This is a genomic window from Staphylococcus hominis subsp. hominis (assembly GCF_002901845.1).
Lineage (GTDB): Bacteria > Bacillota > Bacilli > Staphylococcales > Staphylococcaceae > Staphylococcus > Staphylococcus hominis.
Genome location: NZ_PPQE01000025.1, coordinates 43,863 through 69,050, shown reverse-complemented (window position 1 = coordinate 69,050; position 25,188 = coordinate 43,863). Strand labels below are relative to the sequence as shown.

Annotated in this window: 23 protein-coding genes; 2 read left to right on the top strand and 21 right to left on the bottom strand. The window is 30.1% G+C overall.

Annotated elements, in window-relative coordinates; genetic code table 11:
* Positions 1 to 240 precede the first annotated feature (240 nt).
* The 11 genes from CD034_RS01895 to CD034_RS01845 all read right to left on the bottom strand — a co-directional run bounded on the left by CD034_RS01895 (position 241) and on the right by CD034_RS01845 (position 13,337).
* Positions 241 to 681 carry a hypothetical protein gene (locus tag CD034_RS01895; protein ID WP_227967701.1) on the bottom strand — a complete coding sequence of 147 codons (441 nt, stop codon included), beginning with the start codon at positions 679 to 681 and terminating at the stop codon, positions 241 to 243.
* A gap of 178 nt (positions 682 to 859) precedes the next feature.
* Complete coding sequence (gene dhaM / locus CD034_RS01890; RefSeq protein WP_070715417.1) at positions 860 to 1,240, bottom strand: dihydroxyacetone kinase phosphoryl donor subunit DhaM; 381 nt, start codon at positions 1,238 to 1,240, stop codon at positions 860 to 862.
* A 219-nt stretch (positions 1,241 to 1,459) separates the two neighbouring features.
* A complete protein-coding gene (locus tag CD034_RS01885) occupies positions 1,460 to 2,251 on the bottom strand; it encodes an ABC transporter ATP-binding protein (protein WP_049431276.1) in 792 nt (263 codons plus the stop codon).
* Positions 2,252 to 2,437: 186 nt separating this feature from the next.
* Complete coding sequence (locus CD034_RS01880) at positions 2,438 to 3,271, bottom strand: YitT family protein (RefSeq protein ID WP_049431279.1); 834 nt, start codon at positions 3,269 to 3,271, stop codon at positions 2,438 to 2,440.
* A gap of 513 nt (positions 3,272 to 3,784) precedes the next feature.
* Positions 3,785 to 5,017 (bottom strand): NupC/NupG family nucleoside CNT transporter, encoded by a 1,233-nt coding sequence (locus tag CD034_RS01875; protein WP_002488576.1) that lies wholly within the window; start codon positions 5,015 to 5,017, stop codon positions 3,785 to 3,787.
* Between the two features lie 278 nt (positions 5,018 to 5,295).
* Entirely contained in the window at positions 5,296 to 7,467 is a 2,172-nt protein-coding gene (locus tag CD034_RS01870) for a bifunctional glycosyltransferase/CDP-glycerol:glycerophosphate glycerophosphotransferase (RefSeq protein WP_080978170.1), read from the bottom strand.
* A gap of 154 nt (positions 7,468 to 7,621) precedes the next feature.
* Positions 7,622 to 9,349, bottom strand: coding sequence for an ABC transporter ATP-binding protein (locus CD034_RS01865; protein WP_103288083.1), 1,728 nt, complete (start codon positions 9,347 to 9,349; stop codon positions 7,622 to 7,624).
* A gap of 293 nt (positions 9,350 to 9,642) precedes the next feature.
* Positions 9,643 to 10,041 carry a glycerol-3-phosphate cytidylyltransferase gene (tagD, locus tag CD034_RS01860; protein ID WP_002449131.1) on the bottom strand — a complete coding sequence of 133 codons (399 nt, stop codon included), beginning with the start codon at positions 10,039 to 10,041 and terminating at the stop codon, positions 9,643 to 9,645.
* 105 nt (positions 10,042 to 10,146) lie between these two features.
* On the bottom strand, positions 10,147 to 11,211 hold the full coding sequence (locus CD034_RS01855; RefSeq protein WP_002449133.1) for a glycosyltransferase family 2 protein: 1,065 nt from the start codon (positions 11,209 to 11,211) through the stop codon (positions 10,147 to 10,149).
* A complete protein-coding gene (tarB, locus tag CD034_RS01850; protein ID WP_002449153.1) occupies positions 11,208 to 12,302 on the bottom strand; it encodes a teichoic acid glycerol-phosphate primase TarB in 1,095 nt (364 codons plus the stop codon). Before tarB ends, CD034_RS01855 begins: the two co-directional genes overlap by 4 nt.
* Before the next feature lie 222 nt (positions 12,303 to 12,524).
* Entirely contained in the window at positions 12,525 to 13,337 is an 813-nt protein-coding gene (locus CD034_RS01845) for an ABC transporter permease (RefSeq protein WP_002449143.1), read from the bottom strand.
* 314 nt (positions 13,338 to 13,651) lie between these two features.
* Between CD034_RS01845 and tagH the strand changes: the two genes are divergently transcribed.
* Positions 13,652 to 14,446 (top strand): teichoic acids export ABC transporter ATP-binding subunit TagH, encoded by a 795-nt coding sequence (gene tagH / locus CD034_RS01840; RefSeq protein ID WP_002449138.1) that lies wholly within the window; start codon positions 13,652 to 13,654, stop codon positions 14,444 to 14,446.
* Positions 14,447 to 14,493: 47 nt separating this feature from the next.
* On the opposite strand, the gene tarA is transcribed toward tagH, so the two are convergent.
* On the bottom strand, positions 14,494 to 15,252 hold the full coding sequence (gene tarA / locus CD034_RS01835; protein WP_002455672.1) for an N-acetylglucosaminyldiphosphoundecaprenol N-acetyl-beta-D-mannosaminyltransferase TarA: 759 nt from the start codon (positions 15,250 to 15,252) through the stop codon (positions 14,494 to 14,496).
* 178 nt (positions 15,253 to 15,430) lie between these two features.
* Here tarA and CD034_RS01830 point away from each other — a divergent pair, with 178 nt between their 5' ends.
* On the top strand, positions 15,431 to 16,174 hold the full coding sequence (locus CD034_RS01830) for a M50 family metallopeptidase (RefSeq protein ID WP_002449144.1): 744 nt from the start codon (positions 15,431 to 15,433) through the stop codon (positions 16,172 to 16,174).
* Positions 16,175 to 16,215: 41 nt separating this feature from the next.
* Here the strand turns inward: CD034_RS01830 and CD034_RS01825 are convergent, their stop codons facing one another.
* From CD034_RS01825 to CD034_RS01785, 9 genes are all read right to left on the bottom strand, one after another.
* Complete coding sequence (locus CD034_RS01825) at positions 16,216 to 16,863, bottom strand: metal-dependent transcriptional regulator (protein WP_070671570.1); 648 nt, start codon at positions 16,861 to 16,863, stop codon at positions 16,216 to 16,218.
* 190 nt (positions 16,864 to 17,053) lie between these two features.
* Positions 17,054 to 19,093 (bottom strand): cation:proton antiporter, encoded by a 2,040-nt coding sequence (locus CD034_RS01820; protein WP_002449154.1) that lies wholly within the window; start codon positions 19,091 to 19,093, stop codon positions 17,054 to 17,056.
* A 193-nt stretch (positions 19,094 to 19,286) separates the two neighbouring features.
* Positions 19,287 to 19,787 carry a Na+/H+ antiporter subunit G gene (locus CD034_RS01815; protein WP_002449128.1) on the bottom strand — a complete coding sequence of 167 codons (501 nt, stop codon included), beginning with the start codon at positions 19,785 to 19,787 and terminating at the stop codon, positions 19,287 to 19,289.
* Entirely contained in the window at positions 19,762 to 20,064 is a 303-nt protein-coding gene (gene mnhF2 / locus CD034_RS01810) for a Na+/H+ antiporter Mnh2 subunit F (RefSeq protein WP_002449139.1), read from the bottom strand. The genes CD034_RS01815 and mnhF2 overlap by 26 nt, the downstream gene beginning before the upstream one ends.
* Positions 20,061 to 20,543, bottom strand: a complete 483-nt coding sequence (mnhE2, locus tag CD034_RS01805; RefSeq protein WP_002449146.1) for a Na+/H+ antiporter Mnh2 subunit E — start codon at positions 20,541 to 20,543, stop codon at positions 20,061 to 20,063. Before mnhE2 ends, mnhF2 begins: the two co-directional genes overlap by 4 nt.
* Complete coding sequence (gene mnhD2 / locus CD034_RS01800; protein WP_002455675.1) at positions 20,540 to 22,039, bottom strand: Na+/H+ antiporter Mnh2 subunit D; 1,500 nt, start codon at positions 22,037 to 22,039, stop codon at positions 20,540 to 20,542. The genes mnhE2 and mnhD2 overlap by 4 nt, the downstream gene beginning before the upstream one ends.
* The gene (gene mnhC2, locus CD034_RS01795; protein ID WP_002448875.1) at positions 22,029 to 22,376 is read right to left on the bottom strand and encodes a Na+/H+ antiporter Mnh2 subunit C; all 348 of its coding nucleotides are present in this window, start codon (positions 22,374 to 22,376) and stop codon (positions 22,029 to 22,031) included. Before mnhC2 ends, mnhD2 begins: the two co-directional genes overlap by 11 nt.
* Entirely contained in the window at positions 22,373 to 22,798 is a 426-nt protein-coding gene (gene mnhB2, locus CD034_RS01790) for a Na+/H+ antiporter Mnh2 subunit B (protein WP_002455676.1), read from the bottom strand. The genes mnhC2 and mnhB2 overlap by 4 nt, the downstream gene beginning before the upstream one ends.
* A complete protein-coding gene (locus CD034_RS01785) occupies positions 22,785 to 25,187 on the bottom strand; it encodes a DUF4040 family protein (RefSeq protein ID WP_065581194.1) in 2,403 nt (800 codons plus the stop codon). The genes mnhB2 and CD034_RS01785 overlap by 14 nt, the downstream gene beginning before the upstream one ends.
* Between the last annotated feature and the right edge of the window lies 1 nt (position 25,188).

The following is a 25,188-nucleotide window of genomic DNA, read 5'->3' as shown; positions in this document are numbered from 1 at the left end:
TCAAAATTATAACGTACTAATAATAATATGCAACAGTGCATAAACGTTGTGAGACAACGCTTATCACTTCTAAGTACTAGCATTAATACTCTTACAAACAATTTAAAAATTTTAATATTTATAATAATTTGTCACAAAAATTATATTTGAGTTACTAAGTAAAACATTATTAAAAAAAGTTAGATAAACTGAATAACCATGGCTATTCATTATCTAACTCTCTTATTTCACTATATTATTTTATTTTGAACTTCCAAATTTCTTTAATTCATCAAAATTGACTATAACATTATCCATACGTTTAGCTGAATCTTTTAACACATTTCTTGCTACATGATTATTAGGATCTAATTTTAAAATTTGTTTAGCTACTTTAAACGCTTCAGAATCTGAAATAATTGGGTCGGGTATAGCATATAATAATAGCATTTGAAGCAAACTTTTTATTTCCTTACCATTTGTTAACTGAATAGAAGCATCTGCATGATAATATGCCGCTTCTAAAGCGCCTTCTACTTCACTCAAAGGATAGACTAATAATAAAAATGCTAAATCATGTAATTCTGCTGTTTCATTATCCTTCATCATATCTAATATACAAGTATAAAACATAATGTTTTCTTGTTCATGAGCACATGATATATATACTTCTTCGAATTCCATAAAATCAATATTGGACATTATATTTTTAATTTCTTTAAATTTGCCGTTCAGAACGTAAAATTTAATATCTTCTTGTAGCGTAATGTCCACCTACTTTCGTCATCAATATCATGCTATTTATTTTATCATATTCATTTTGGATAATCATTTTATAACCTTTTTTTTATATAAAAAAAACATCAAAATTCATCATTACTTATTTAAATGCTGTAGACTTAAATGAAGATCGATTCACTTCTTGAATCGCTTCATTAGCAGTTTTACCAACACTTAAAGACATTGCTGCTGTAAAGCTTCCTTCTACAATGGGTGCATTTACTTTGTAAATATGATACTTACCTTTATACATATCAATTGCTAAATCAATATTCATTTCTGATGATCCTAAATCATAAAAACATAATGCATCATCATCTAACTGATTAATCAATTGTTCAATCTCATCATATGAAGTTCCAATTTCACCGTTTACTCCACCATAGGCAATCACATTTATGTCATTTGTCATTTTATTTAATAAATCTTTAGTTCCCTTAGCTATATCTTCACTATGACTAATAATAACTATAGTTGTCATCATTTCAACTCCAGTCAATCAATTAAATAACGAAATTAATTTTTTATTAAAGTGAATCTTAATCAGCGTATTTTCATTATAAAATAACTTATCTGAAAGCGCGAATATTTGTGTATCAGACAAAATATTAGTCATTGACTGCCTATATATTAAAAATGACTGAGATAGGTATCCAACATCATAATAATTGTAGCTATATTGCTGAAGTTATAATGGATCTCACCTTTTTTCAAGTAAATTGTAAGTGACTAAAAGTGGTTTCCCTGTTCTAGGATCTTTTCCTAATACTGCATCTATATTAAACACACTTTCTAATATCTCTTTAGATATGACTTGGTCAGTAGGTCCATTATCTATAATTTGTCCTTCTTTCATGATTAACAAATAATCCGAAAATCGAATTGCCTGATTGATATCATGTAAAACCATAACGATCGTACACCCTAATTTTTTATTTAAATGTTGCACCAATTGTAAAATTTCTAACTGATGAGAAATGTCTAAGTACGTTGTAGGTTCATCAAGAAAAATAATATCTGTTTTTTGTGCTAAAGCCATTGCTATCCATACACGTTGTCTTTGTCCTCCACTTAAATCATTAATCGATTGATGACGAAATTCTGTAATGCCTGTTACGTCTAATGACCATTCAATTTCATCTTTATCTTTTTTAGATAATCGTCCAAATCCTTTTTGATGAGGAAAACGTCCATATGAAACAAGTTCTTCAACGGTTATACTATCAGTCACTGTTGGAGTTTGAGGTAAAATGGCAATTTTTTTGGCTACTTCTTTTGTAGATTGATGTTGAATGTTTTGATTATCAAGTAATACTTCTCCATTTTTCACTTCAATCAGTCTTGAGAGTGCTTTTAATAATGTAGATTTCCCACAACCGTTCGGTCCAATAATTGATGTGATTTTACCATCACGTATTTGAACATCTAATTCTTTTATAATTGTCGTATTTCTATATCCTATATCTACTTGAGAGGCATTTAAACGATTCATATATAGGCCCTACCTTTGTACAAAAAATATTTACGACATCTATTGATAATCGTTCTCAATTAATTATTACTAGTATACCATTTATACACAGTTTTGACTATTCTTTTTACTATGAGGCGATTATAAAAAATAACCCTAAAAATCTGAGATATACATAAAACACCTCAAATTTTTAGGGACCCTTTTTTATTCATCGATTAAAAAACCATTTCCATAAACATCACGCACGTCATGAATAACCAAGAAAGCATTCTTATCTATTTTTTTTATAATTCGTTTGGCACGAGTTACTTGAGTTTTAGCTACAACAACATACAAAACGTCTTTTTCTTCTCTACTATAATAACCATGTCCATTCAATATAGTAAGACCTCTACCAACTTGTTCATCAATGGCCTTAGCTACCTCTTCAGGTTTGCTAGAAATAATTGTCATTGCTTTTTTTGTATTAAGTCCTTCAATAACATAATCCATTACTTTCGTGCCTATATAAAGTGAAATCACAGTTACCAATGCTTTACTTAACGGTAGCACTGTTAAAGAAATGGCTACTACAATTAAATCAAAAAATAATAATGCGTATGCTGTACTAACATCTAAGTATTTATTAGCTATTCTTGCTAATATTGTTGTTCCAGCTGTAGTCCCACCTGCTAAAACGATTATTCCAATACCTAGTCCAACACTTGTGCCGCCAAATACTGCATTGATGATGACATTACCTGTTTCTACGTACCATGATTCTGTAAGACTTAAAAAAACAGAAATAAGTACAGTAGCAATAATTGTTAATATCGTACTTTTTTTACTTAAAAATTTATACCCAATAACAATCAATATTGCATTAGCAACGAAATTAGTGAGCGCTGGTGAAATATGAAAAGCGTAATATAATACAATAGCAATACCTGTGACGCCACCTTCACCTAAATTACCTGATATAACAAATGCATTGACCCCTGCTGAAAAGATAAAAGAACCTAGTATAACTAAAAGTATATTTTTTATATTTTTGTTCAAAAACACCCACTCCTTTTACGACTATAACGATTAAAATGTTAGCACAGTCTCATCATTTCCTACAATATACTTTTAAAAATTAAATGTATTAATAAATGTTAAATATCTTAAAATATAAAGATTTAATTTAAATATGATACATAGTCATCTTTAAATCTAATGTACTAATAAAAAATACGTGTAAATTTTCTGAATTTTTTGTTTACTTATAAATATTAGTTTGCTATACTATGTATAACTTCTTAATTACAAGAAGTTATCTCCTTTGTGTTGTTTATAGTAACAAAACAAATTTTGCTCGAAGTACTGTGACAGTACCTAGTCCTTACCGTTACAAGTACATTAATATTCATTTCCCATAAAAACCAAGTATATAAAGTGTCTCCTCACTTTGCATGCTTGGTTTTTATCATGCAATAAAATGAATAATAAAAATAGGAGTGACATAGAATTCTTTTCGGATTCAATGTTCACTCCTAATAGTTACTATAAAATGATTTAATTTTTAATACCTTACCATGCAAATAAACCAACAAATGCTGCAGTAAGTAGTGAAACTAAAATACCTGATAATAACATCATCGGTACATATTTTGAAACAAAATCTGATGTTTTCTTATCAACTATACCCTTTAATGTACCAACAATCATCCCAATTGTAGAGAAGTTGGCAAATGAAACTAAGAATGTTGATATCACTGCGCGACGATGTGCACTATATGTATCAATTACTTTTGTAATTTCACCCATAACTACAAATTCGTTTGTGACGATTTTTTTGGACATCTGTTGTGCCACTATCCATGCCTCGCCCCATGGTAAGCCAAGCAATAAAGCAAATGGATACATAAAGACACCTAAGATTTGGTTTAAACCAAAGCTACCTTTCAGACCCATCCAACTGCCTACTAATCCAGTAATCAAATTAATAAAACGATCTAAAAAATCAGCCAACGCTACAAAACTAATAACAAAAGCGATAATAATTAATACTAATTTACCCGCATTTAATACTGAATCTCCTAAAAATGAGAAGAAAGGTTGACGTTCAATTTTTTCATCATTATTAATGCTATAGATAATATCTTCTTTTTCTTCAACAGTGACAGGATTTAAAATAGAAGCCACAATAATTGCATTAATAATATTTAAAGGAATCGCCGTTAACACTAATTCACCAGGAATCATTTGAACATAGGCACCTACAATAGCTCCAGAAATAGAACTCATTGACATCATTGCAACTGTTAATACACGCATTTCATTCATACGCTTAAGTTGTTCGTTAGAGACTGCAAGCGCCTCTGTATTTCCTAAAAACATCATTTCGATACCAAAGAATGATTCAAATTTAGGTTGACGTGTGATTTTCGCAAGTACAAAACCAATTCCTCCAATAATTTTAGGAAGAATATTAAAATACATAAGAATATCAAATAGTGGAACAACTAATAAAATTGGAAATAATGCACTCACTGCCATATCCATTTGTTTACCACTTGTAAAACTACTGAATGCAAAACCTGTTCCAGTATGAGCTGATTGAATAATCCAAGCAATGGCAGCTGCTAAACCTTCAACAATTGATCTTCCAATTTGGAAATATACAAAGAACCATGCTAAGAATACATTTAAAAGAGCTAAGATTAATATAGATTTCCATTGAATATGTTTGCGATTCCTAGAAAATAAAACTGCTATTCCTAAAAATACAAGTAATCCAATGATATTTATTAGTAAAAACATAAGACACCTACCCACATTTTAAAATTAATATGTATCACATTACCCTTAAATAGAACCGTACTATTTTCATAAAATGACAACTAACGTTCTGTAAAAAGTACATTTAACATTATACCATGAGAAAATGTTCGTTAAAATAACATATTTAATAAAATAGTTGTCTATTTCTTTTTTTGTTATTTATCATAAACACCATTTAAACTTAATACGGTTATATAGAAAAAGAATGGGAAAACGAATTTAAAGTAACTATTTCCCATTCTTTATATCATTTGATTTTATGATTCATTTTCATGAATATCATTATTAATATAGTCTGCTATAAATTGAGAAGATTGACCTTTTTCAATTGAACAAAAATCATTATAGAATGCTTCAATTTTATCTTTATATTTTTCTTTATGTGTATCTAAATGTTTTAATTCTTCAGCAAGTTTAAATTCATCTGTAATAATTTCTCCTGGTAAATCTTCCATATAATTCATATAGAAGCCACGAAGACCTTTATCGTATTTTTCAATATCATAAGCAAAGAAAAATTGAGGACGTTTCAAAATACCATAATCAAACATCACTGACGAATAGTCAGTAATAAGCGCATCAGATATTAAATATAATTCTGAAATATCATTATAATTTGAAACATCAATAGCAAAATCATCGTATCCAGTTAGATCTAATGCATTTGCAATAAGATAATGCATTCTTAGTAAAATGACATATTCATCTCCAATTTGCTCTTTTAAATTAGCTAAATTTATTTTCAAATCAAATAAATATTGACCTTTTTTAACGAATTCATCATCTCTCCAAGTTGGCGCATACATAATAACTTTTTTATCTTTCGGTAAATTTAAATCTTTTTTAATTTGTTCTATATACTCAGTATCATTTTGTCTTGTAACTAATACATCATTTCTTGGATAGCCAATTTCCCAAATTCTTTCTTCATCCATCCAAAAAGCAGATTTAAAGATATCCGTAGAATAACGATTTGGAGATACTAAATAATTCCAACGAGATGCTTCTGTATAAAAATTCTTTTTATAATTTGCTGTTGTTGTTCCTGGCATTCTTACCACTTTCATATCATTTGCTAAACGTTTTAACGGTGTGCCATGCCAAGTTTGAATATACACTTGATTCTCTTTTTTATTTAAATACAATGGTAATCGAGCATTTGAAATCCAGTATTTCGCTTTAGCATAGGCTTCATAGTATTCTTTGGATCCTTTTTTCACTTTAGTTGCATTTCCAGGAATAATATTGTTATTAGGCTTAGAAAAGACCCAAATATAATTATATTGTGGATAGTGTTGTTGCATATATTCATATATGTACTTTGGACTATCACTGTAATTTTTGCCACCAAATGACTCAAATACAATCGTATGTGGATCTACTATATTTTCATTATCTGTAAGTTGATATTTAGCACGTTCTTTCATCTTACTGTTTGTAAGAATACTTTTAAATAAACGTGTTTTTTTACGTAATTCATTCACATATCTTGCATTCTCAATGTCATCCATAGATAAAAACATGATTTCTAGATTATATAACAACTTACCATCTTTAATGATATTCCATTTTAGTGCTTTTACTACTTTAACTAGAGTGTCCTCTAAAGCAATATATCTTGCTTTAATATCTCTAAGCGAAGGATCAAACCCTTTTTTAATTTCATTTTTCATTTTTTGGACTAAAAATTTCTTAACTTCTTTATTTGTAGTTCTTTGCATAGCATCAAAGAAACTATTTGTATAGTCTTCAAATTTATCAATAAAATCTTGATCACTTAGTGTATTACCATTAAATGGATCATATACTTCACCACGATAATAAAACGGAAAATTAACAATTCTAACAAAATGTTCAGCATATTTCAGATACTCTAATACAAATGAATTATCAGTAAAAATGCTTAAATCTTCATTAAATTTAATGTCATGTGCTTTAATAATTGCATTTCTAAATAAAATATTACATACAGTTTCTTTTCTTAAAATTGAATTAGGATATGAATGGTGTGATCGATACTGCAAACGTATCTTATCCTTGTCTACATATTGAGGACGTTGCATTGTAAATTTGTGTATCGGCGCAATTAATGTATCTAAACCATTGATATGATTTAAATAATATTCAATAGCATATGAGGCTAATTGATCATCCGCATCTAAAAACATCACGTATTGACCTTCTGCTGAGTCCAAAGCAATATTTCTAGCATGTGCATGACCAGTATTTGTTTCAAGTTGAATAAACGTCACATCTTTATCATAAGATGCTAACGTTTTATTTAAGATTTGTGTTGAATGATCCGTAGAACCATCATCTACAATAATAATCTCAAAATCTTGATTCCTTTGATTTTTTAAGCTATTAATACAATCTTCAATATATTCTTCACTATTAAAATATGTAATAATTATTGATAGTTTATTCAATATCATTCTCTCCAATTTTATTTATGTTTATTCAATTAATTTTTAAGCAATGGGTTTGTGTACTAACTATATCTTATCAGCCTAAGATTTTTTCATCTACACTGTAAAATTATATATTACTTTATCATCGTGATATTTAGATGTTCAATATCCATTATTTATTTAAATTTTGTGTAGTCACAAATTGATGATATTTCTCATGATATTTCATTAATTCGTCATGTGTACCTTCTCCCGTCACACGTCCTTGATCAATAAAAATAATTTGACCTGCTTTTTTAATCGTAGAGAGACGGTGTGCAATCACTATCGTTGTTCTACCTTTCATCAATACTTCTAAAGCTTCTTGAATTTTTTGTTCACTTTCACTATCAAGATTTGCAGTAGCTTCATCAAGTAACAGTATATCTGGATTTTTCACAAAACTTCTAGCGATATCAATACGTTGTCGTTGACCCCCAGACAGTTTTAATCCACGTTCGCCCACTAATGTATCGTATCCTTCATCAAATTGCATAATAAAGTCATGACAATTCGCTAATTTTGCATATTTAATTAGTTCTTCATCAGAGACAGTACGGTTAATACCATATAAGATATTATCTCGAATTGTTCCTGTCATCATAGAGTTTGACTGCATGACATATCCAATTTTGCTACGCCAATTCGTAATTGGAATATCGTAAATACTTTTATTACCATATGTAATATCACCATTATCGATATCATACATACGTTCAATTAAATTAAAAATAGTGCTTTTCCCAGAACCTGAAGGACCAACAAACGCACTAATATCGCCCTGAGGTATACGAAATGATATATGATCAAGAATCGTTTTTACATCATATTTAAATTCTACGTTATTAAATTCAAGTGCTCCATTCTCAATGTTGATATTAGCAATGGGGTTTAACTGTTCCATCGGTTCCACGGGTTCTTGCATAATTTCATAAATACGTTGACTTGCGCCTATAGCTTTTTTGTAATCAGTAACTAGTGTAGATAAGTTCATAAGCGGCATAGATAACTGCATCACATAAAAAATCATAGCTATTAAAGCACCTGCTGTAATAGCACCAGTAGCAATTCTAATTGCACCAAATCCTAAAATAATGGCTATCATTAATAACATAATCACACTTGAAATAGGTTGAATAATCGCTACTATTTTTGCCTGTCTTAAACCTAATTTATATATTTCATTTAAGTTATAATGTGCATTATTTAATTCTTTTTGTTCAGTATTAGAAATTTTTACTAAACGCATTTCTGTCAATACACGACCTAATAATCCACTAAAATTGGCAATTTCTGCTTGGGTATGTTTTGAAATTTTTTGCATACGTCTTCCAAGTGGAATCATAATACCCATAAATATTGGAATAGCTATGAAAGTCAGTAAAGTCATTTGCCAGTCCATAATAAACAGCATAATAATGGAACCAATCAATGTGATAATAGCTGGTAGTAATTGTGGTAATTTTTGAGAGATAAAATCGTTAATGACCTTAGTATCATCAGTTAAACGACTCATCAACTGACCACTTTCATTTTTGTCAAAAAATGGCATTTTCAGTTTAATCATATGCTCCCACAGTAATGAACGAATGCCATAAATCATTTTTTCTCCAATTTTACTTAAGAGATAAATACCTAAACCGCTAAGTAATGCATTAATGATAAAGATACTTGCAAATAGAACGACAATATTCCAATTAATATTATTAGTAGAAAATTTATCTACTAAGCGACCTGTAAACAGTGGAATCAATAATCCGCTAAGACTTCCTAACGAAGAAATGATAACAGCAGTTATTATTAAAGCATAGGGCCAAGACAATCGTTTAAATAGAAAAAATAATGGATTGTGTTGTTTCATAAATAAACCTCTTTAGTCATCAATTTGTATTTGTATTTTTGATATTATATTTAGTATTTATCCTAATTTAAATGTATTTTAACTGGTAATTCGGTTGTTCTTAGTATAGCATTTTATTTAAAATGTTTTATTACATAAAAATAGGAGTGCCCTAGAATTCGTTTTGAATTCACTGTTCACTCCCAAAAAGATGGGTCAAATCAAAAAATTATTGTTATCTACTTGATTTAACCAATGATTGAGACATAGCTAAACTTCTAAGGTGTCTATATGTGTCTTTAATAAATTATTATTTATTTTGCATCTTTTCCGTATAGCTCTTGTTTAATTTTAGTTGTTGAAATACCCTCAGTGCGTTTTAGATATACAACTTCACATTTGTCTTTTAGGAAGTCAAATTTACCTTCCCAGTCATGGCCCATAACAAAAACATCAACATCATAACGATCAACGTCTGTTTCTTTTTGACCCCATCCATCTTCTGGAATCACTAAATCAACGTAACGAATAGATTCTAACATCATTTTACGTTGTTCAAAATCATAATAAGATTTTTTATTTTTAATTTGGTTAAATTCATCTGTTGATAAAGCTACAATTAAATAATCGCCCATTTCACGAGCTCTTCTTAGTAATTCTATATGACCATAATGTAATAAATCATATGTACCATATGTAATGACTCTTCTCATATTTCCTTTCTCCTTTACAAATTTTTAACATTAATTAATAATCTTAATTTAGCATAAATATATTTAACATACCATTAATTTTATATTGACATGACTTTTCATCATTTACTTATTCATCATACGTTTCAATGATTGCTTTCCACTAAATACTAATTTTTTAGGCATTATTTGGGCTTGAAAACGTAAAAAACCAGGTCGCCCAATTCCTACCTCAATAAGTGTATGTCTCCATAACTCATAGGTCTCACGTGTCCAATGAGTCGCACTTTGCTCTACGGCTTGTACTATTCTAAACAATGCTTCTCCAGAATAATTTGTATGTTGCATATCTCTGATATATTGAGTGATTTTGTCTATAATTTGAAGTGTCACTTTACTGTATTTTATTAAATAAGCTTGAATGAGATAGCTGACAATTAAGTCATCCATTCGATAACTATAATATGCTTTTTCTTTGACAAGTAATAACATATCCATGACTTCACGTCGAACTTTTCTAGCATCTTCTAAGTAAGATATAAATGTATCTGCACGTTGATCTGTAATAGAACCTTCTCGCTCATTGTATCCATATACGATAAAAGGAACTAGCTGGATATCCCTTGACATTAAATAGGCACGAGTGACAAATGTATGTTCTTCACAAAATACTACATCTTCATCAAATCTTAGTGTATTAAATTTAGCTTTGAATAACTTGCCACCTGGTCCAATAGATTGAAGTATTTCTGGCGCTTCTGCTAAAGAAACCATTGCTTCACGATGAATGTCTTCGTGTGTTGGAATGACTTTCCAGTCACCATGCATCCCTCTACCGATTTGCCCAATCACAATATCTAGATGATCATTTTTCTCATAATATTGAATCATTTGATCCATTTTTCCAGGTAAAAATTGATCATCTGCATCTAAGAACATAAAAGCATCGATATCATCTGACATTGCAGAAAGACCCATATTTCTACTTTTTGCCGCTCCTTGATTGTCTTGATGATAAACAATGAGATGTTTAACTTCTTTTTGCAATTCAGTTAACACTTGTTTTGTACGATCTGTTGAACCATCGTTAATACAAATAATTTCTACATCATGTGTTGTATCAATCGATTTAACTGCTTTTCGAATTGTATTTTCAGCATTATATACTGGAATAATAACCGCTAATTTCATTCTTTCACCAACTTTTCAATAAATTTTAATACGTTTTCTAAGCTTTTTTCACTATTATATTTATGCCAATGTTTAAATAATGGTTTTATTTCTTTTTCATTATATTTAATCTTAGTTACTAATTCATCTATATGTTTCACTTTATAAAATGTTGGAATATCGCGATAAAATTGATTCAATCCACGCACCTCTTCATACTCTTTTTCGTCAAACACATAAAATAATGTAGGTTTATTGAGTAAGCTAGCTTCTATTGGTAGGGAGCTATAATCACTAATAATAATATCAGCCATCATCATTAGTTCTGACGTTGTCGCAATATGCTCACTATTAGGAATTGATGGATGAAGTTGATTAATGAGAGTATAATTGGGTAATTGCTTTTCAAAATATACTTTATCTATTTGACGATTATCCATTTGATTTTCACGATAAGTAGGCACATATAATGCTAATTTATTGGGAACATTATAATATTTTTTTAAATTTTTTTGCTCCGTCTTAAGGTCTAATTTAAAATATTTGGTTAATCGAGGTAGACCCAATTTAAGCATTTGAGTGCTCTTAGCATCAAATGCACTTTCAAAACATCTACTCATCTCTTCTCCACCGACTAAATAATAATCAGTAGCATTATAAACGCTTTTATATTGTTGAATCATTTTTTTATTATTTAAATCTACTTGATGATCCGTTAAACCAAAATTTTTTAAAGCACCTGAGGCATGCCATGTTTGGATGATGGTCTGTCCTTTTTTCTTATGATACCCTCCGAGCATAAGATAATATGTATCAATCACAATCACTTTTGCTGTACTTATCGTCTTGATATGTCTCACTATATGACTATTTCCGGCAGGAACAAAAGATACATTTTTAAATTGCTTTAGTTTAGCCCATTCTTTTTCTTTAGCAATGACGGTTAGTTCATACCCTTTCTGATTTAATTGCTCAATTATTGGCATAACGTCTTCGGGAAATGTCATTAAAATCGCAATATGATTCGATTTTAGTCGTTTAAATCTAAAAATTTGGTTTACGATAGTAATAAGTGTCATATAAATATTTTTTATCACTACTCTTGTCATCATTTAATCCCCTTACTCGTTAATAAAATAATTTATAAAGAAAGAGTAGGACAGAAATACATTGATTTTGTCTCTACTCCTTATCATTTTCACATACATCTCTATCGACATCGTCTATATTTTATATTTATTTATGATATATATGCTAAAGAGCTTGAAATGCAATCTAATACATTTCAGGCTCTCTACTAATAAATGTAAGTATTGATTTATCTAGCACACGTTTTATAAAAAATCTGCAAAATGATCTCGATATCTACGATGTAATATAGACCCTAATACAAAGAATACTATAATAATCACAATATTATAAAGAAGTAATCTCCAATGTTCAATAAAGTACCATTGATGGAATAAAATTGCTGCGCGATAAGACTCAGCTAAAAAGTATACAGGGTTAAATTTCATAATGTCATTAATTACGCTACTAATTCCAGTATCTTTTGGTATCCATAAAATAGGAGACATATAGAATAAAATTCTTAGTAATGCTTGCATAATCATCTGTGTATCACGAACAATGATTCCAAGTGTTGATGTAAAAAGTGCTACAGAAGCCACAAAGAAAAATGTTAGTGGTACGTAAATTAACAATTGTACAATATGGATAGACGGCATAATGCCATTTCCCATACAAATTGCAATAATAAGTGCTAATAAGCCAATATGGCCATAAAATTTACTTGTTACGATATAAGTTGGAATAATTGATAAAGGGAAATTCATTTTCGCTACTTGGTTAAATTTCATAGATACTGATTTCGTACCTTCAAGAATACCTTGGTTAACAAAGAACCACATGCTAATTCCTACTAGTAACCATAAAATAAATGGAATGCCATGTATCGGTTGATTACTACGAATTCCCATACCAAAGACAAACCAATACACCATAATTTGAAGTGCTGGGTTAAGTAATTCCCAAGCCATACCTAAGTAATTATTTGTATTTGTTATTTTAATTTGAAATTGTGCAAGTCGTTGCACTAAATAAAAGTTTTTTATATGTTCTTTAAAAACAGTTCCTACTGCCGACATTGAATTAAACCACACTTTCAATTGTAAATTCATAATGGCTTTTAATTTCTTTAACTACTGATTAAAATCGTTTTATTATAAAATTTCTAAATCAACGTTTAAAATGATTCATATAAATCCATTATATATTTACGCAACACATTAGTCGAAAATTTTATTAGGATAGACTTAACTCAGAAAAGAAAGTAAAATTAATATATTGTTTACAAAAAAGATACAAAATCTCATATACACTTTACACTAGGTTAATAAATTTAACAACTATTGAGTGATGTATTATAATCTATATAATAAATCATAAGAAAGGAAAAATCATGAGCGTATCTGTTAACATAAATCATGTGACAAAAGAATATCGAATATATCGCAATAATAAAGAACGTATCAAAGATGCGTTAATTCCTAAAAATAAAAACAAAACCTTCTTTGCTTTAAATGATGTGTCTATTACTGCTTATGAAGGTGATGTGATTGGTTTAGTAGGTATAAATGGTTCAGGAAAATCCACGTTAAGCAATATGATTGGTGGTTCATTATCTCCAAGTTCTGGAAATATAGATCGTCATGGTGAAGTAAGTGTCATCGCCATTAATGCCGGTTTAAATGGGAAACTGACGGGCATTGAAAATATTGAATTTAAAATGCTTTGTATGGGGTTTAAAAAGAAAGAAATTAAAAGACTTATGCCTCAAGTTATTGAATTTAGTGAGCTTGGCGAATTCATTTATCAACCTGTTAAAAACTATTCAAGCGGTATGCGTGCGAAACTCGGTTTCTCTATCAATGTAACTATTAATCCTGACATTTTAGTTATCGATGAAGCACTATCTGTTGGCGATCAAACATTTACTCAAAAATGTTTAGATAAAATATATGAGTTTAAAGAAGCAAATAAAACGATTTTCTTTGTAAGTCATAATATCAGACAAGTGCGTGAATTCTGTACTAAAATCGCTTGGATTGAAGGTGGAAAGCTAAAAGAATTTGGTGAATTAGATACAGTGTTACCTAAATATGAGCAATTTTTAAAAGATTTTAAGAAAAAATCTAAAAAAGATCAAAAAGCATTTAGACAACAACTTGATGAAAAACGTTTTGTTGTAAAGTAAAAGAGGTAGAGACCTAAGTGATTCATAGGCTTAAGTCTCATCCTCTTTTATTTTTTCTTCTTATTCTGCAATTTCCAAACTTTAAACATAAATTTAGGAATACTTTTTATACGACCTATTCGCTTCCAATCAATAAGTAATCGGTAGACCCATTCCATATTTAAATTTCTAAAAAGACGAGGCGCTCTTTTTTTAGTACCACTAAACACTTCTAATGAGCCACCTACGCCCATCATTACTGTATGCTTAAAATTACTTTCATTTTTTTGAATCCATTCTTCTTGTTTTGGAACACCCATTCCAACAAACAAATAGTCAGGATTGAAACGTTGAATTCTTTTCACTACAGTTTCATCTGACAGGTCAATATACCCATGATGATACTCAAAAGTAACATTAGGATATTTCTGTTGTAATTTGTGTTGTGCTTGCGCAACAATTTCATTTTTTGATCCTAACAAATATACCTTTTGACTTTGCTCGTGTGCAACTTTAATACATTCTTCCATAAGTTCAATACCTGGTACACGTCGCTTTAATGGTTGTTTTAATCTATTAGAAGCTTTAACTACACCTGTACCATCCGCAATGATATAACTTGCACTATTTATAAGCTTTCGATAGGTTACATGTTCAGAAGCATACACTACGATTTCAGGATTAGCAGTTACAATAAACAAGTTATCATTTGTATTATTTTCAAAAAAATGTTTAATATTTTCAACCATATCCAACATTGTCACATTATCGAATTGTACGCCTAATATATCTACTTTATCGTTTTTTTTCTTTTTTGAACTATACATTTACGTTAACTCCCTGCTTTCTTACTCTCTTTATATGTTGTAATGAATTTATAATAACCTCAACTTATTCATCATATATTATTTTTGCCATTGTATTCAAAAATACGTCTAAAGTCTAAAGGACCAGTTTATCTTAATGATTTATAATAGAAGTCACACTATTAACGTGAGGTTGATTATGGATTATTTGCAACAATTTTTAACTACGACTGTTATCTTAAATATTTATTTAGTCATTATTATAGCAATATCTTATATCATTATTCATCAAAATCGACATTGTTCTTTTAATCAATATTTAGATATTTATTTAAATTATATTCCAGTACTGACTCATGAAATGGGTCATATTCTATTTAATAAGTTAAGTGGGGGGCATGCTAAAGATCTTGTCATTGTTGTACACCCTAGTGAACGTAAAGAAACGTTACAACAAGGCTATGCAATAACACAATCTAAATCAGTTACTGGACAATGTATTACGACATTAGGTGGATATGTCATGCCACCAATCATGTTAATGATAGGTTTTTGGACCATTCATTTTAACTATCCAAGCTTATTTTTAATCTTATATAGTTTGATATTTATGTATTACCTTATTTTAACATCTCGAAAATTGTCTCCCATTATCGTTTTAATCATTTTAATTTCATTATTGTATTTTTTATTGCAAGGCAATAATCAATTTATGATTTTTTATATCGTAGTCCTCCTATGCCATCTTATCTTAGGTGTCCTATTAGGAGAAGTTTTGCAATCTAGTTGGACAATTATATTATTGACTTTCCAAAGAGTAAAAACACATTGGGATGGTAATACTTTAGCTGAATTGACACATTTACCAACATTATTTTATAGTCTATTTTGGATTATGATTAACGGTTTCTCTTTATATTTAATATACAAATTTATGATTTAAAAACGGCTCATCATATTCAAATTGAATAGACGACCGTTTGTTTAATTTTTCTCTACAAATATATTCATTGCATTATCATAACTTAGAATCGTCATAGTTGTATCATTATTTATAATCATGACTTTGTTGGTTTTATCTTTGGATACTATTTCAATGTTATCTCCAATTGAAATGTGCTTACTGGATAGATAAACAAGTAAATCCGTTCTATCGCGAACACGTTTAATGTTTACTATGTCTCCTTCATCATATTCAAGTAATGAGTCATTATACTTTTCTTTATAAATATAATTTCTTGGAATAACTCCTCCATGCGGACAAGTTTCAGGATAATTTAACAGTTTATCTATCCTTTCTAAAAATAAGTCAGAAATTTTATGCTCTAAAATTTCCGCTTCTTGATGTACTTCTTCCCAATTATAATTTAATACTTCAATTAAAAATTGTTCTAATAAACGATGTCTTTTTATAATATCGAGTGTATGAGAGAGACCTTCTTTAGAGAGTTTTACCCCTTTATAATGTTTAGTTTCAACAAATCCAGCTTTTTCTAAACGACTTATCATTTCACTTACAGAAGGTGGTTTTATATCTAAATATTGAGATAGTATTTTATTTGAAACGAAAGCGCTATCACCACCATTAGTTAGAATTGCTTTGAGATAATCCTCTTTTTCTTCAGTTAACATGATTTCACCTCATAAACAGTTTCATCTTATTGTATCACGAATGGTTGCGTAATGTGATTGTCTTATATTATCTTACAATAAGAGGAATATATCTTAAATTTCAATGTTAAACCTTCCATTTATACTTAAAAAAACCTAAGACATAGCGAGTTGTCTTAGGTTTAGTATTAATCATTATTGAATTATTAAATTAGTCAGTTAAACTGTCTACAATAACCATTTCATCATAGTTAATTGCCTCACGTAATTTTAAAGCTGTCGCTTCTGTAATCTCTTCATCACTAATAAGTTCAGTTAAAATACGACGTTGCTCTCTTAAAGCATTCAACTTAATTTTAGTAATTGAATCTTCAGAACGTGTGTTAAAGAAGTTAGATGGTGATAAGTTGTCTATTCTCATTAAATATCCATCACATATCATACCCACTTCTAATTTATTGTCTTCATTTGCCTCCTCCACAAGTCGGCTTACAACATTATAATGGACTCTTTTATTGATTTTAGAAAGTTCCATTAAGTTTTCAGTAACACTTAATGATGAAGCTGCATTTGTACGTGTACGAATATGACGTTTCAAAAGTAATCCTCTAATTCCAACAATAATACGACGAATGAGTGAAGCTTGTCTATAAACTTGTGTACGTTCAGCAAAACGCATATAGTTTTCTAGCATGCTTTCCGTAATTTCGCCTTCATCTGCTAATTTTTCAAGTGTTTTTGTTTCTACGTTAAAAGCAATGCGTTGTAAACGTTCAAGCTCTTTTGAATTCTCGTCATCTTTTTCTACTGATTTTAGGAAAGTTAATTTATCATGATATTCTTTAATAACATTTCCATATCGATAGCTTGTTTCAAAGGAGGAATGTTTGTTTAAATAATCAATCACGTGTTCTAAAATATAAATTCTTGCTTCTTTAAAATTCATACTTCCTATTTTAGGTTGAGGTGCATTTTTCGTAACAAAAGGTAAAATGATTTGTGCAATGACCAAGCTTAAGATAACCATTCCTGAAGAAATAAAAAGTAAATCATTACGATACTTAAAGGCTTCATGATTTTGTAAATAGTAAGGTAACGTTAATGCGATGGCAAGTGAAATTGTTCCATGAACACCACAAAATGTCATAATTAACGCATACATACTTCGTTTAGGTGGTTTCTCTTTCGTATTTGTCCCCTCATCATTCATTAATTTTTGGAATGGACTGACTGATAGATAAAATAAAGGATATAGTACATAAACCCAAATAAATCTAAATACATATACAGCCAATGCTACTAATAAAGTAATTCCTATTAAGAAAAGTAAGTTATGTGGTTCACTTTTAATAATTTTTACAATGACTTCCGGCACTAAGAAACCAAGTATCGAGAATACAAAACCATTTAGTGCATAGCCTAAAATATTCCACGTATGGTTATAACTTAGTTGAAGGCGTGTACGTGTTTGAGCAATACGGTCACGTTCAAAACCATGAACAAGTCCGGCTACTACAGCAGCAATAATACCTGAAGCATGGAATAATTCTGCCACAAGATAGGTTACAAATGGTGTTAACAATTGAAGAAATACAAACATATTAATATTTTCAATACCACGTCGTGTTAACGTTAGACGGAATCGAACAAGTAATATACCGATGAACAATCCTACAATGGCCCCTCCTATTGAAGCAATTAAGAATTGTTGAATCGCTTCAAATAATGAGAAAGCGCCAGTAACAAGTATCCCTACTGCTATTTTAAATGAAATGATACCTGCAGCATCATTTAATAAAGACTCACCTTCTAAAATCGTCATTGCACCTTTTGGTAATACTTTACCTTGAGTAATAGCTTGCACTGCCGGAGCATCGGTAGGACAGAGAATTGCGGCAATCGCAAACGCTGCACCAATTGGTAAATCTGGCCATACTAAGTGAATAAATAACCCTACACCTATGACGGTAGTAATTACTAAACCTAATGCCATTAACATGACAGGTTTAATATATCTTCGTAAATGTACCCTAGATACATTAACACCTTCAACAAATAATAAAGGTGCAATGGTCGCTAGCATAAAGAGTTCAGAATCAAAATTGAATTCAACTGGTACAGGCAATATAAAGAGGATCATTCCTAATATGATTTGAATAAATGCAAGAGGTACTTTAGGAATAAAAGTATGAACAAAGGAGCTTACAATAACAACAGCTAGAAATATGAGAATCGTTTCAAATATTTCCAAACTTTCACCCCATTATTTCATATTTAATTTGAGATATAAGATACATTGTCATCTTATTTATTTTAAACGTATATAGTTATTATCTACCGTTTTTATGCTCTCAATTCAATATCAATTTTATCATTAAACTATATTCAGATTAACTAACTTGCACTTTCAAAATAATTCATTTAAAAATTATTAAGATATACAATTATTCTTCTAAATCTTCAATATTTTTATCACCTTGTTGTTTTCTTTCTTCAGCTCTATGGTTTTTAATATCATAATACAGTTTTTCTCGTTGTTCTTCTCTTTTTTTAGCACGACTTTTTAACTCCTCTCTTGTATTAAATTCTTTTGAACTTAATAAAATGGAAGATTGTCTTGGTGCATCATCTTTTCTATACATGTATGCTCCAGTTCGATAAGCTGCTCTAGCAACAAGGTGCATACCAACAGCAGACGTTAAATTAATAAAGACAATGGATAATAATAAACGAACACTAAAGAAACCTTGCACCGTTGTAAAGTATATTAATACCCCGATTAAAGTAAGTAATACAGAAAGCGTTGAACTTTTCGTGGAAGCATGACTACGTAAAAAAACATCTTGAAATTTTACAATGCCTATTGCACTAATCACTGCAATAATACTTCCTAGAAAAATAAGGATAGACGCAATCAACTCAGTGACGCTTTTTATGAGTTCCATTGAATACCCGACCTCCTCCAATAAATCTAGAAATAGATACAGAGCTTACAAATGAAATAATCGCAATTAACATAATTGAATCTAAATACGCATCAGTACCATAAATCACGCTAACCACCCCAACAATGCACATAATTACAGCACTGGCTGCATCAAATGCTACGACTCTGTCTGCTGTTGTAGGACCTTTAATCAAACGAAACAATCCAATAATAAATGCAATACCAAATAATATTAAAGCTCCTGTACTAAAAAAGTTAGTCATCGCTTGGATCATCGTGACACCTCCATAATTAAACGTTCATATTGTTTAATACTTTTTAATAAATTAGCTTTTTCATTTTCAGAAATGTCTATACTATGAATAAAAAATTTATTGGTTAATTTTGAAATTCTAATCACTGTCGATCCAGGCGTAATAATAATTAAAATGGTTAAAAATGTAATGGCCCAATCACTTTTTAACTCTGTTTCATATGTGAGAAGACCAGGATTCATATCTTTTGTTTTAAATAAAATATATTTAATGATACTAAGACTTGAAGTAATTAACTGATACAAATATATGGCTAAAAACTTAATAGCTACCCATATTTTTACTAAATAAAATTCTTGACCAAAGAATCGATGAAGTATATAAATGATAATTAATCCTATAAGATAGCCAGATACAAAGGTAGAGAATAAAAAAGAACCTTGGTCTTGAAAGAGTACCCATAGAAAAGCAATTAAGATATTCAATACAATTTGTCTCATTTATTCTTCTCCTTTAAATGTGGATTAACTAAGTGATGGAAGTAAGCATCATTTGTATTTAACTTTGTTGCATTTTTAGTAACATTCATAACAATTGGTGCCGCAAGACCCATAACTAGTACAACTACAGTTAGTATGCCAATCATACATTTTCGATGAACAGGCAATGGGTTGTAATCAACTTGCTCGCCATCTGCATCTCCAAAGTACATAATAAATAGTATTCTAAATAGACTATACATTGCTAAAAGACTTGTTAAAATCATGAGCGCTAATCCAATATAATTACCATTTTGAACCGCCCCTTGGAAAATAAGCACTTTACCAGGGAACCCACTAAATGGAGGAACTCCGCCAATCGCGAAAATCATAACGATAAATGCTACGCCAAAGAAAGGCTCTCTCTTTGCCAAACCATATAAATACTTATATTCTCTATAACCAGACATATAAACTAAACTACCAATAATAAAGAATAATAATGTCTTTACTACAATATCATTTGTTAGATAAAAAATAGCACCATGAATTCCAGCAAATGTATTTGATCCTAAGCCTAAAATAATAAAACCAATTGATAAAATAACTTGATATGCTGCAATTTTCTTTATGTCTTTAAATGCAATGACTCCAAAAGCACCAATAATCATCGTAATACAAGACATAAATACAAGTATGGGGTGTGTAATATTTGGATGTTGATCAAATAATAAAGTAAAGAAGCGAATTAAAGCATATGCTCCCACTTTCGTCATTAAAGCTGCAAATAAAGCTGCGAGCTCAGTATTTAATACTGCATAAGCTTTAGGTAACCACATAAATAAAACTAACGATGCTTTTGAGCCAAATGCAATCATAAATACAATTGCAATGACCACTACCATTTCATTATTGTGAATATCATCTAAGCGTAATGCAACTTGAGAAAAGTTTAATGTCCCTACTAATTTGTAAAGTAAGCCAATACCTAATAAAAATAACCAAGAACCAATAATATTTAAAACAACATAGACAATGGCTGCTCTTAATTGTTCTATTGATTGTCCTAATGTTACAAGCACAAATGATGCAAGCAACATAATTTCGAACATCACATAGAGGTTAAATAAATCAGAAGTTAAAAAAGCACCAATCACACCGGTAGTTAAAAATAAAATAAATGTTGGTAAATAATAGCGATTCACACGTTCTTCAGCAGGTCCAAATCCATACGCCATAATTAAAGTCACTACAAAAGAAGCGACTGTTACCATGAGTAAACTTAAAGTATCACCTAAAAATTGAATACCAAAAGGTGCTTTCCAACCACCAAAATCTAAAGTGATTGGTTTATGATTCATCACATAAATCAATAAAGCTAGCGAAATAAGCGTATTAACCGTCATTGTTCCAATATATAAAATCTTCGAAACTCTATTTTTATTCTTCGTAAATACAAGTAATAATGCACAAAGAAGTGGTAAGAGAATCGGAAGGATTAATAAGTTACTGTTCATCATCTTCATCCTCCCTAAGCACATCAATTTCTGATTCTTTTGTAACACGATATGTTCGATAAACTAATACAAGTAAGAAAGCTGTCATACCAAATCCAATAACAATTGCAGTTAAAACAAGTGCTTGCAATAATGGATCGACATAGTTGGTATTTGAACCACGAATAAGCGGTTCTGTTACGTGGTCACTATAATGACCCATACTCATAATAATCAAATTACCAGCATGCGTATAAATCGAAATCCCTACAATAATACGAATTAAATTTAAAGATAATATCATGTATGTCGCTAAGAATACGAGAAATCCTATGATAAGTAATAAAATAAGATTCATGATTTACCCCCACTCAATGCCAACATAATTGTGACAATCACACCCACTACTGAAAGTACTATGCCTAATTCGAAAATCGTCACTGTAGTAATATGCATTTCATTAAATATTGGTAAATGAAGTGTAAATTCACTTTGATATAAAAATGATTTGCCAAAAAAAGTAGGCGCAATTGCTGTGATTAAAGAAATAAGTGCTCCAATAATCATTAATTTTCTAAAGTCGATAGGTAAACTATCCAATACTTTTTTTACATCGAAAGCTAAAAACATCAAGATAAAAGCTGAGCTAAAGACGAGACCACCAATAAATCCTCCTCCTGGATTATTATGACCTGCTAAATAAATGTAAAAACCAAAAGTAAGTAAAATGAATACAACAATTTTAGTTACTGTTTTTAAGACTACGTCATTTTCTTTCATCTTGACCCCTCCGATCTTTGTAATTTAATAATGTATAAATACCTAAACCAGCAATAATTAATACTAAACCTTCAAACATAGTATCAAGTGCTCTAAAATCACCTAAAATGGCATTCACAATATTTTTACCACCTGTGAGTTCTTTTGCATTCATATAATATTTAGAAATTGTTTCTAAACCATCACCTTGTTGTGCCATAAACACAAGGGTTACCACTGCGCCTGCAAAAATGAATGCTACAACAATTTTCATCATTTCTTTTTTCTTATCTGCTTTCTTACGTGAAATATTGGGTAAGCGTGAAAAACTAACAATGAATAATATTGTAGTCATCGTCTCTACTACAAGTTGTGTTAAAGCTAAATCAGGTGCTCTCATGATCAAATAAAATAATGCAACTGAATAGCCAATAATTCCATTTAATATTACCATCGTTAAACGTTGTCTTATAAAGACAAGTGCTATACCAACAACACTGATTGAAATAGCAAGCAGTACTTCTAAAGATCCAAAGTCAGTAACATGCATTAGATGTAGTTTCGGAAACCCTACTCTTAAAAAGCCATACGCTACAAATAGTGAAAACACTAAAAGTGTAATCACATTATAGTAGTTTAATCGGTTCGTCATTACACCACGAATACTACAGCCAGCATAATGTTCAAATACACTATAAGCTTTACGATAGGAATTTGTAATAGACGCTGTTTTGATTAAGCGATGCGTTAACACTTTCCAATTTACTTTTGTTGCTAAAATAATTCCTAAAATAATAACAATGATACTAAAAATAAGTGGTAAATTAATGCCATGCCACTGGGATACATGTGGTGCCATCTTATCGACTTGGATACCTAAGTTTGTGACATTTCTTAATGCAGGTAAAACAATCGGATGCGTAAAGGTATTTGGGATAAAGAAGATAACAGGTAGCATCACAGCAAAGATCATTGCTGGTAAACTGAACAACCATGGCTCATGAATATGCTTTTTAGGAACTTCTTTTTCATTAAATTCTCCCCAATATGTTTCTTTTAGCATGTAAACTGCATAGACAAACGTGAATATACTTGCAATCACGCCTAATGCCACAATTATGATGGTTAAAGTTAAACTAAATTGCTCTAATTCAATAGATTTAACTAAAGAATCAAAAAACATTTCTTTACTTAAAAAACCATTTAAAAATGGTACTCCTGCCATTGATAATGCAGCAAGCGTCATACTCAAATGCATTTTAGGAAAGAATTTTCTCATGCCATTTAATTTTCTAATATCTCTTGTGCCCGCTTCATGATCAATAATACCTACGCCCATAAATAACGTACATTTAAATAATGCATGATTCATGACATGGAACAAGCCTGCAAATAAAATTAATGTGTAAATTTTAGCCATTGGTCCGCTTGGATGCTGCGCAATACCTCCACCTAAACCGACCATTGTCATAATCATCCCAAGTTGACTAACTGTAGAATAGGCAAGAATTCCTTTCAAATCGTATTGTCTTAAAGCTGTAAGAGATCCAAACATCATTGTGATTAATCCTACAAAAGTAACAATATAAATATAACTATTACTTAAGCCTAATACAGGTGTGAATCTAAAAAGTAAAAATATACCTGCTTTAACCATTGTTGCTGAATGTAGATAAGCACTTACAGGGGTTGGGGCAGCCATAGCTTTAGGTAACCAAATATGAAATGGAAATTGAGCTGATTTTGTGAAAGCTCCAATAAGCATCATAATGATCATTGGAATAAATAAAGGATGCTCGCTAATATGATGACCTTGCGATAAAATTTCAGTAATTGTATTCGTACCTGTCATTATGTACAACATAATAAAACCTGTTAATAATGTTAAGCCGCCAAATACCGTAATCATAAACGACTGTATTGCACCTAGCTGACTATTTGCATTACTATACCAATACGAAATAAGTAAGAAAGATGAAACACTTGTGAGTTCCCAGAAGATATACATAAGGATGGTATTATTAGATATTACTATACCTAACATACTAAACATAAATAAAAGTAAGTATATGAAGAATCTAGGTAAGTTATCACCATTAGGTGTTAAATATTGGGTAGCGTAAAAGAAAACAGCTATCCCTATAATAGAAATAATTAAAGCAAACATTAATCCAAGTCCATCTAGTCTTAAATCTAAATTCAAATCAATGGCTGGCATCCAAGCTAGTTTAAAAGAAATCACTTTCTGATGAAGTACATTAGGAATTTGAGATAAGAAGTAAACAGAAGCAATCACTGGAGCGAATAGGGAAATATATCCTGCATAGCGTCTTAGAGGTCTAATAAATAAAGTGATTAGAACCATACCTATGATTAGTAAAAGTGCCCCTAGTAAATAAATTAAACTCATC

Coding starts and splice junctions, on each gene's coding strand:
- CD034_RS01895 (WP_227967701.1), bottom strand. CDS start 681: ATGTCCAATATTGATTTTATGGAATTCGAAGAAGTATATATATCATGT.
- dhaM (WP_070715417.1), bottom strand. CDS start 1,240: ATGACAACTATAGTTATTATTAGTCATAGTGAAGATATAGCTAAGGGA.
- CD034_RS01885 (WP_049431276.1), bottom strand. CDS start 2,251: ATGAATCGTTTAAATGCCTCTCAAGTAGATATAGGATATAGAAATACG.
- CD034_RS01875 (WP_002488576.1), bottom strand. CDS start 5,017: ATGTTTTTACTAATAAATATCATTGGATTACTTGTATTTTTAGGAATA.
- CD034_RS01865 (WP_103288083.1), bottom strand. CDS start 9,349: ATGAAACAACACAATCCATTATTTTTTCTATTTAAACGATTGTCTTGG.
- tagD (WP_002449131.1), bottom strand. CDS start 10,041: ATGAGAAGAGTCATTACATATGGTACATATGATTTATTACATTATGGT.
- CD034_RS01855 (WP_002449133.1), bottom strand. CDS start 11,211: ATGAAATTAGCGGTTATTATTCCAGTATATAATGCTGAAAATACAATT.
- tarB (WP_002449153.1), bottom strand. CDS start 12,302: ATGATGACAAGAGTAGTGATAAAAAATATTTATATGACACTTATTACT.
- CD034_RS01845 (WP_002449143.1), bottom strand. CDS start 13,337: ATGTCGGCAGTAGGAACTGTTTTTAAAGAACATATAAAAAACTTTTAT.
- tagH (WP_002449138.1), top strand. CDS start 13,652: ATGAGCGTATCTGTTAACATAAATCATGTGACAAAAGAATATCGAATA.
- tarA (WP_002455672.1), bottom strand. CDS start 15,252: ATGTATAGTTCAAAAAAGAAAAAAAACGATAAAGTAGATATATTAGGC.
- CD034_RS01830 (WP_002449144.1), top strand. CDS start 15,431: ATGGATTATTTGCAACAATTTTTAACTACGACTGTTATCTTAAATATT.
- CD034_RS01825 (WP_070671570.1), bottom strand. CDS start 16,863: ATGTTAACTGAAGAAAAAGAGGATTATCTCAAAGCAATTCTAACTAAT.
- CD034_RS01815 (WP_002449128.1), bottom strand. CDS start 19,787: ATGGAACTCATAAAAAGCGTCACTGAGTTGATTGCGTCTATCCTTATT.
- mnhF2 (WP_002449139.1), bottom strand. CDS start 20,064: ATGATCCAAGCGATGACTAACTTTTTTAGTACAGGAGCTTTAATATTA.
- mnhE2 (WP_002449146.1), bottom strand. CDS start 20,543: ATGAGACAAATTGTATTGAATATCTTAATTGCTTTTCTATGGGTACTC.
- mnhD2 (WP_002455675.1), bottom strand. CDS start 22,039: ATGAACAGTAACTTATTAATCCTTCCGATTCTCTTACCACTTCTTTGT.
- mnhC2 (WP_002448875.1), bottom strand. CDS start 22,376: ATGAATCTTATTTTATTACTTATCATAGGATTTCTCGTATTCTTAGCG.
- mnhB2 (WP_002455676.1), bottom strand. CDS start 22,798: ATGAAAGAAAATGACGTAGTCTTAAAAACAGTAACTAAAATTGTTGTA.
- CD034_RS01785 (WP_065581194.1), bottom strand. CDS start 25,187: ATGAGTTTAATTTATTTACTAGGGGCACTTTTACTAATCATAGGTATG.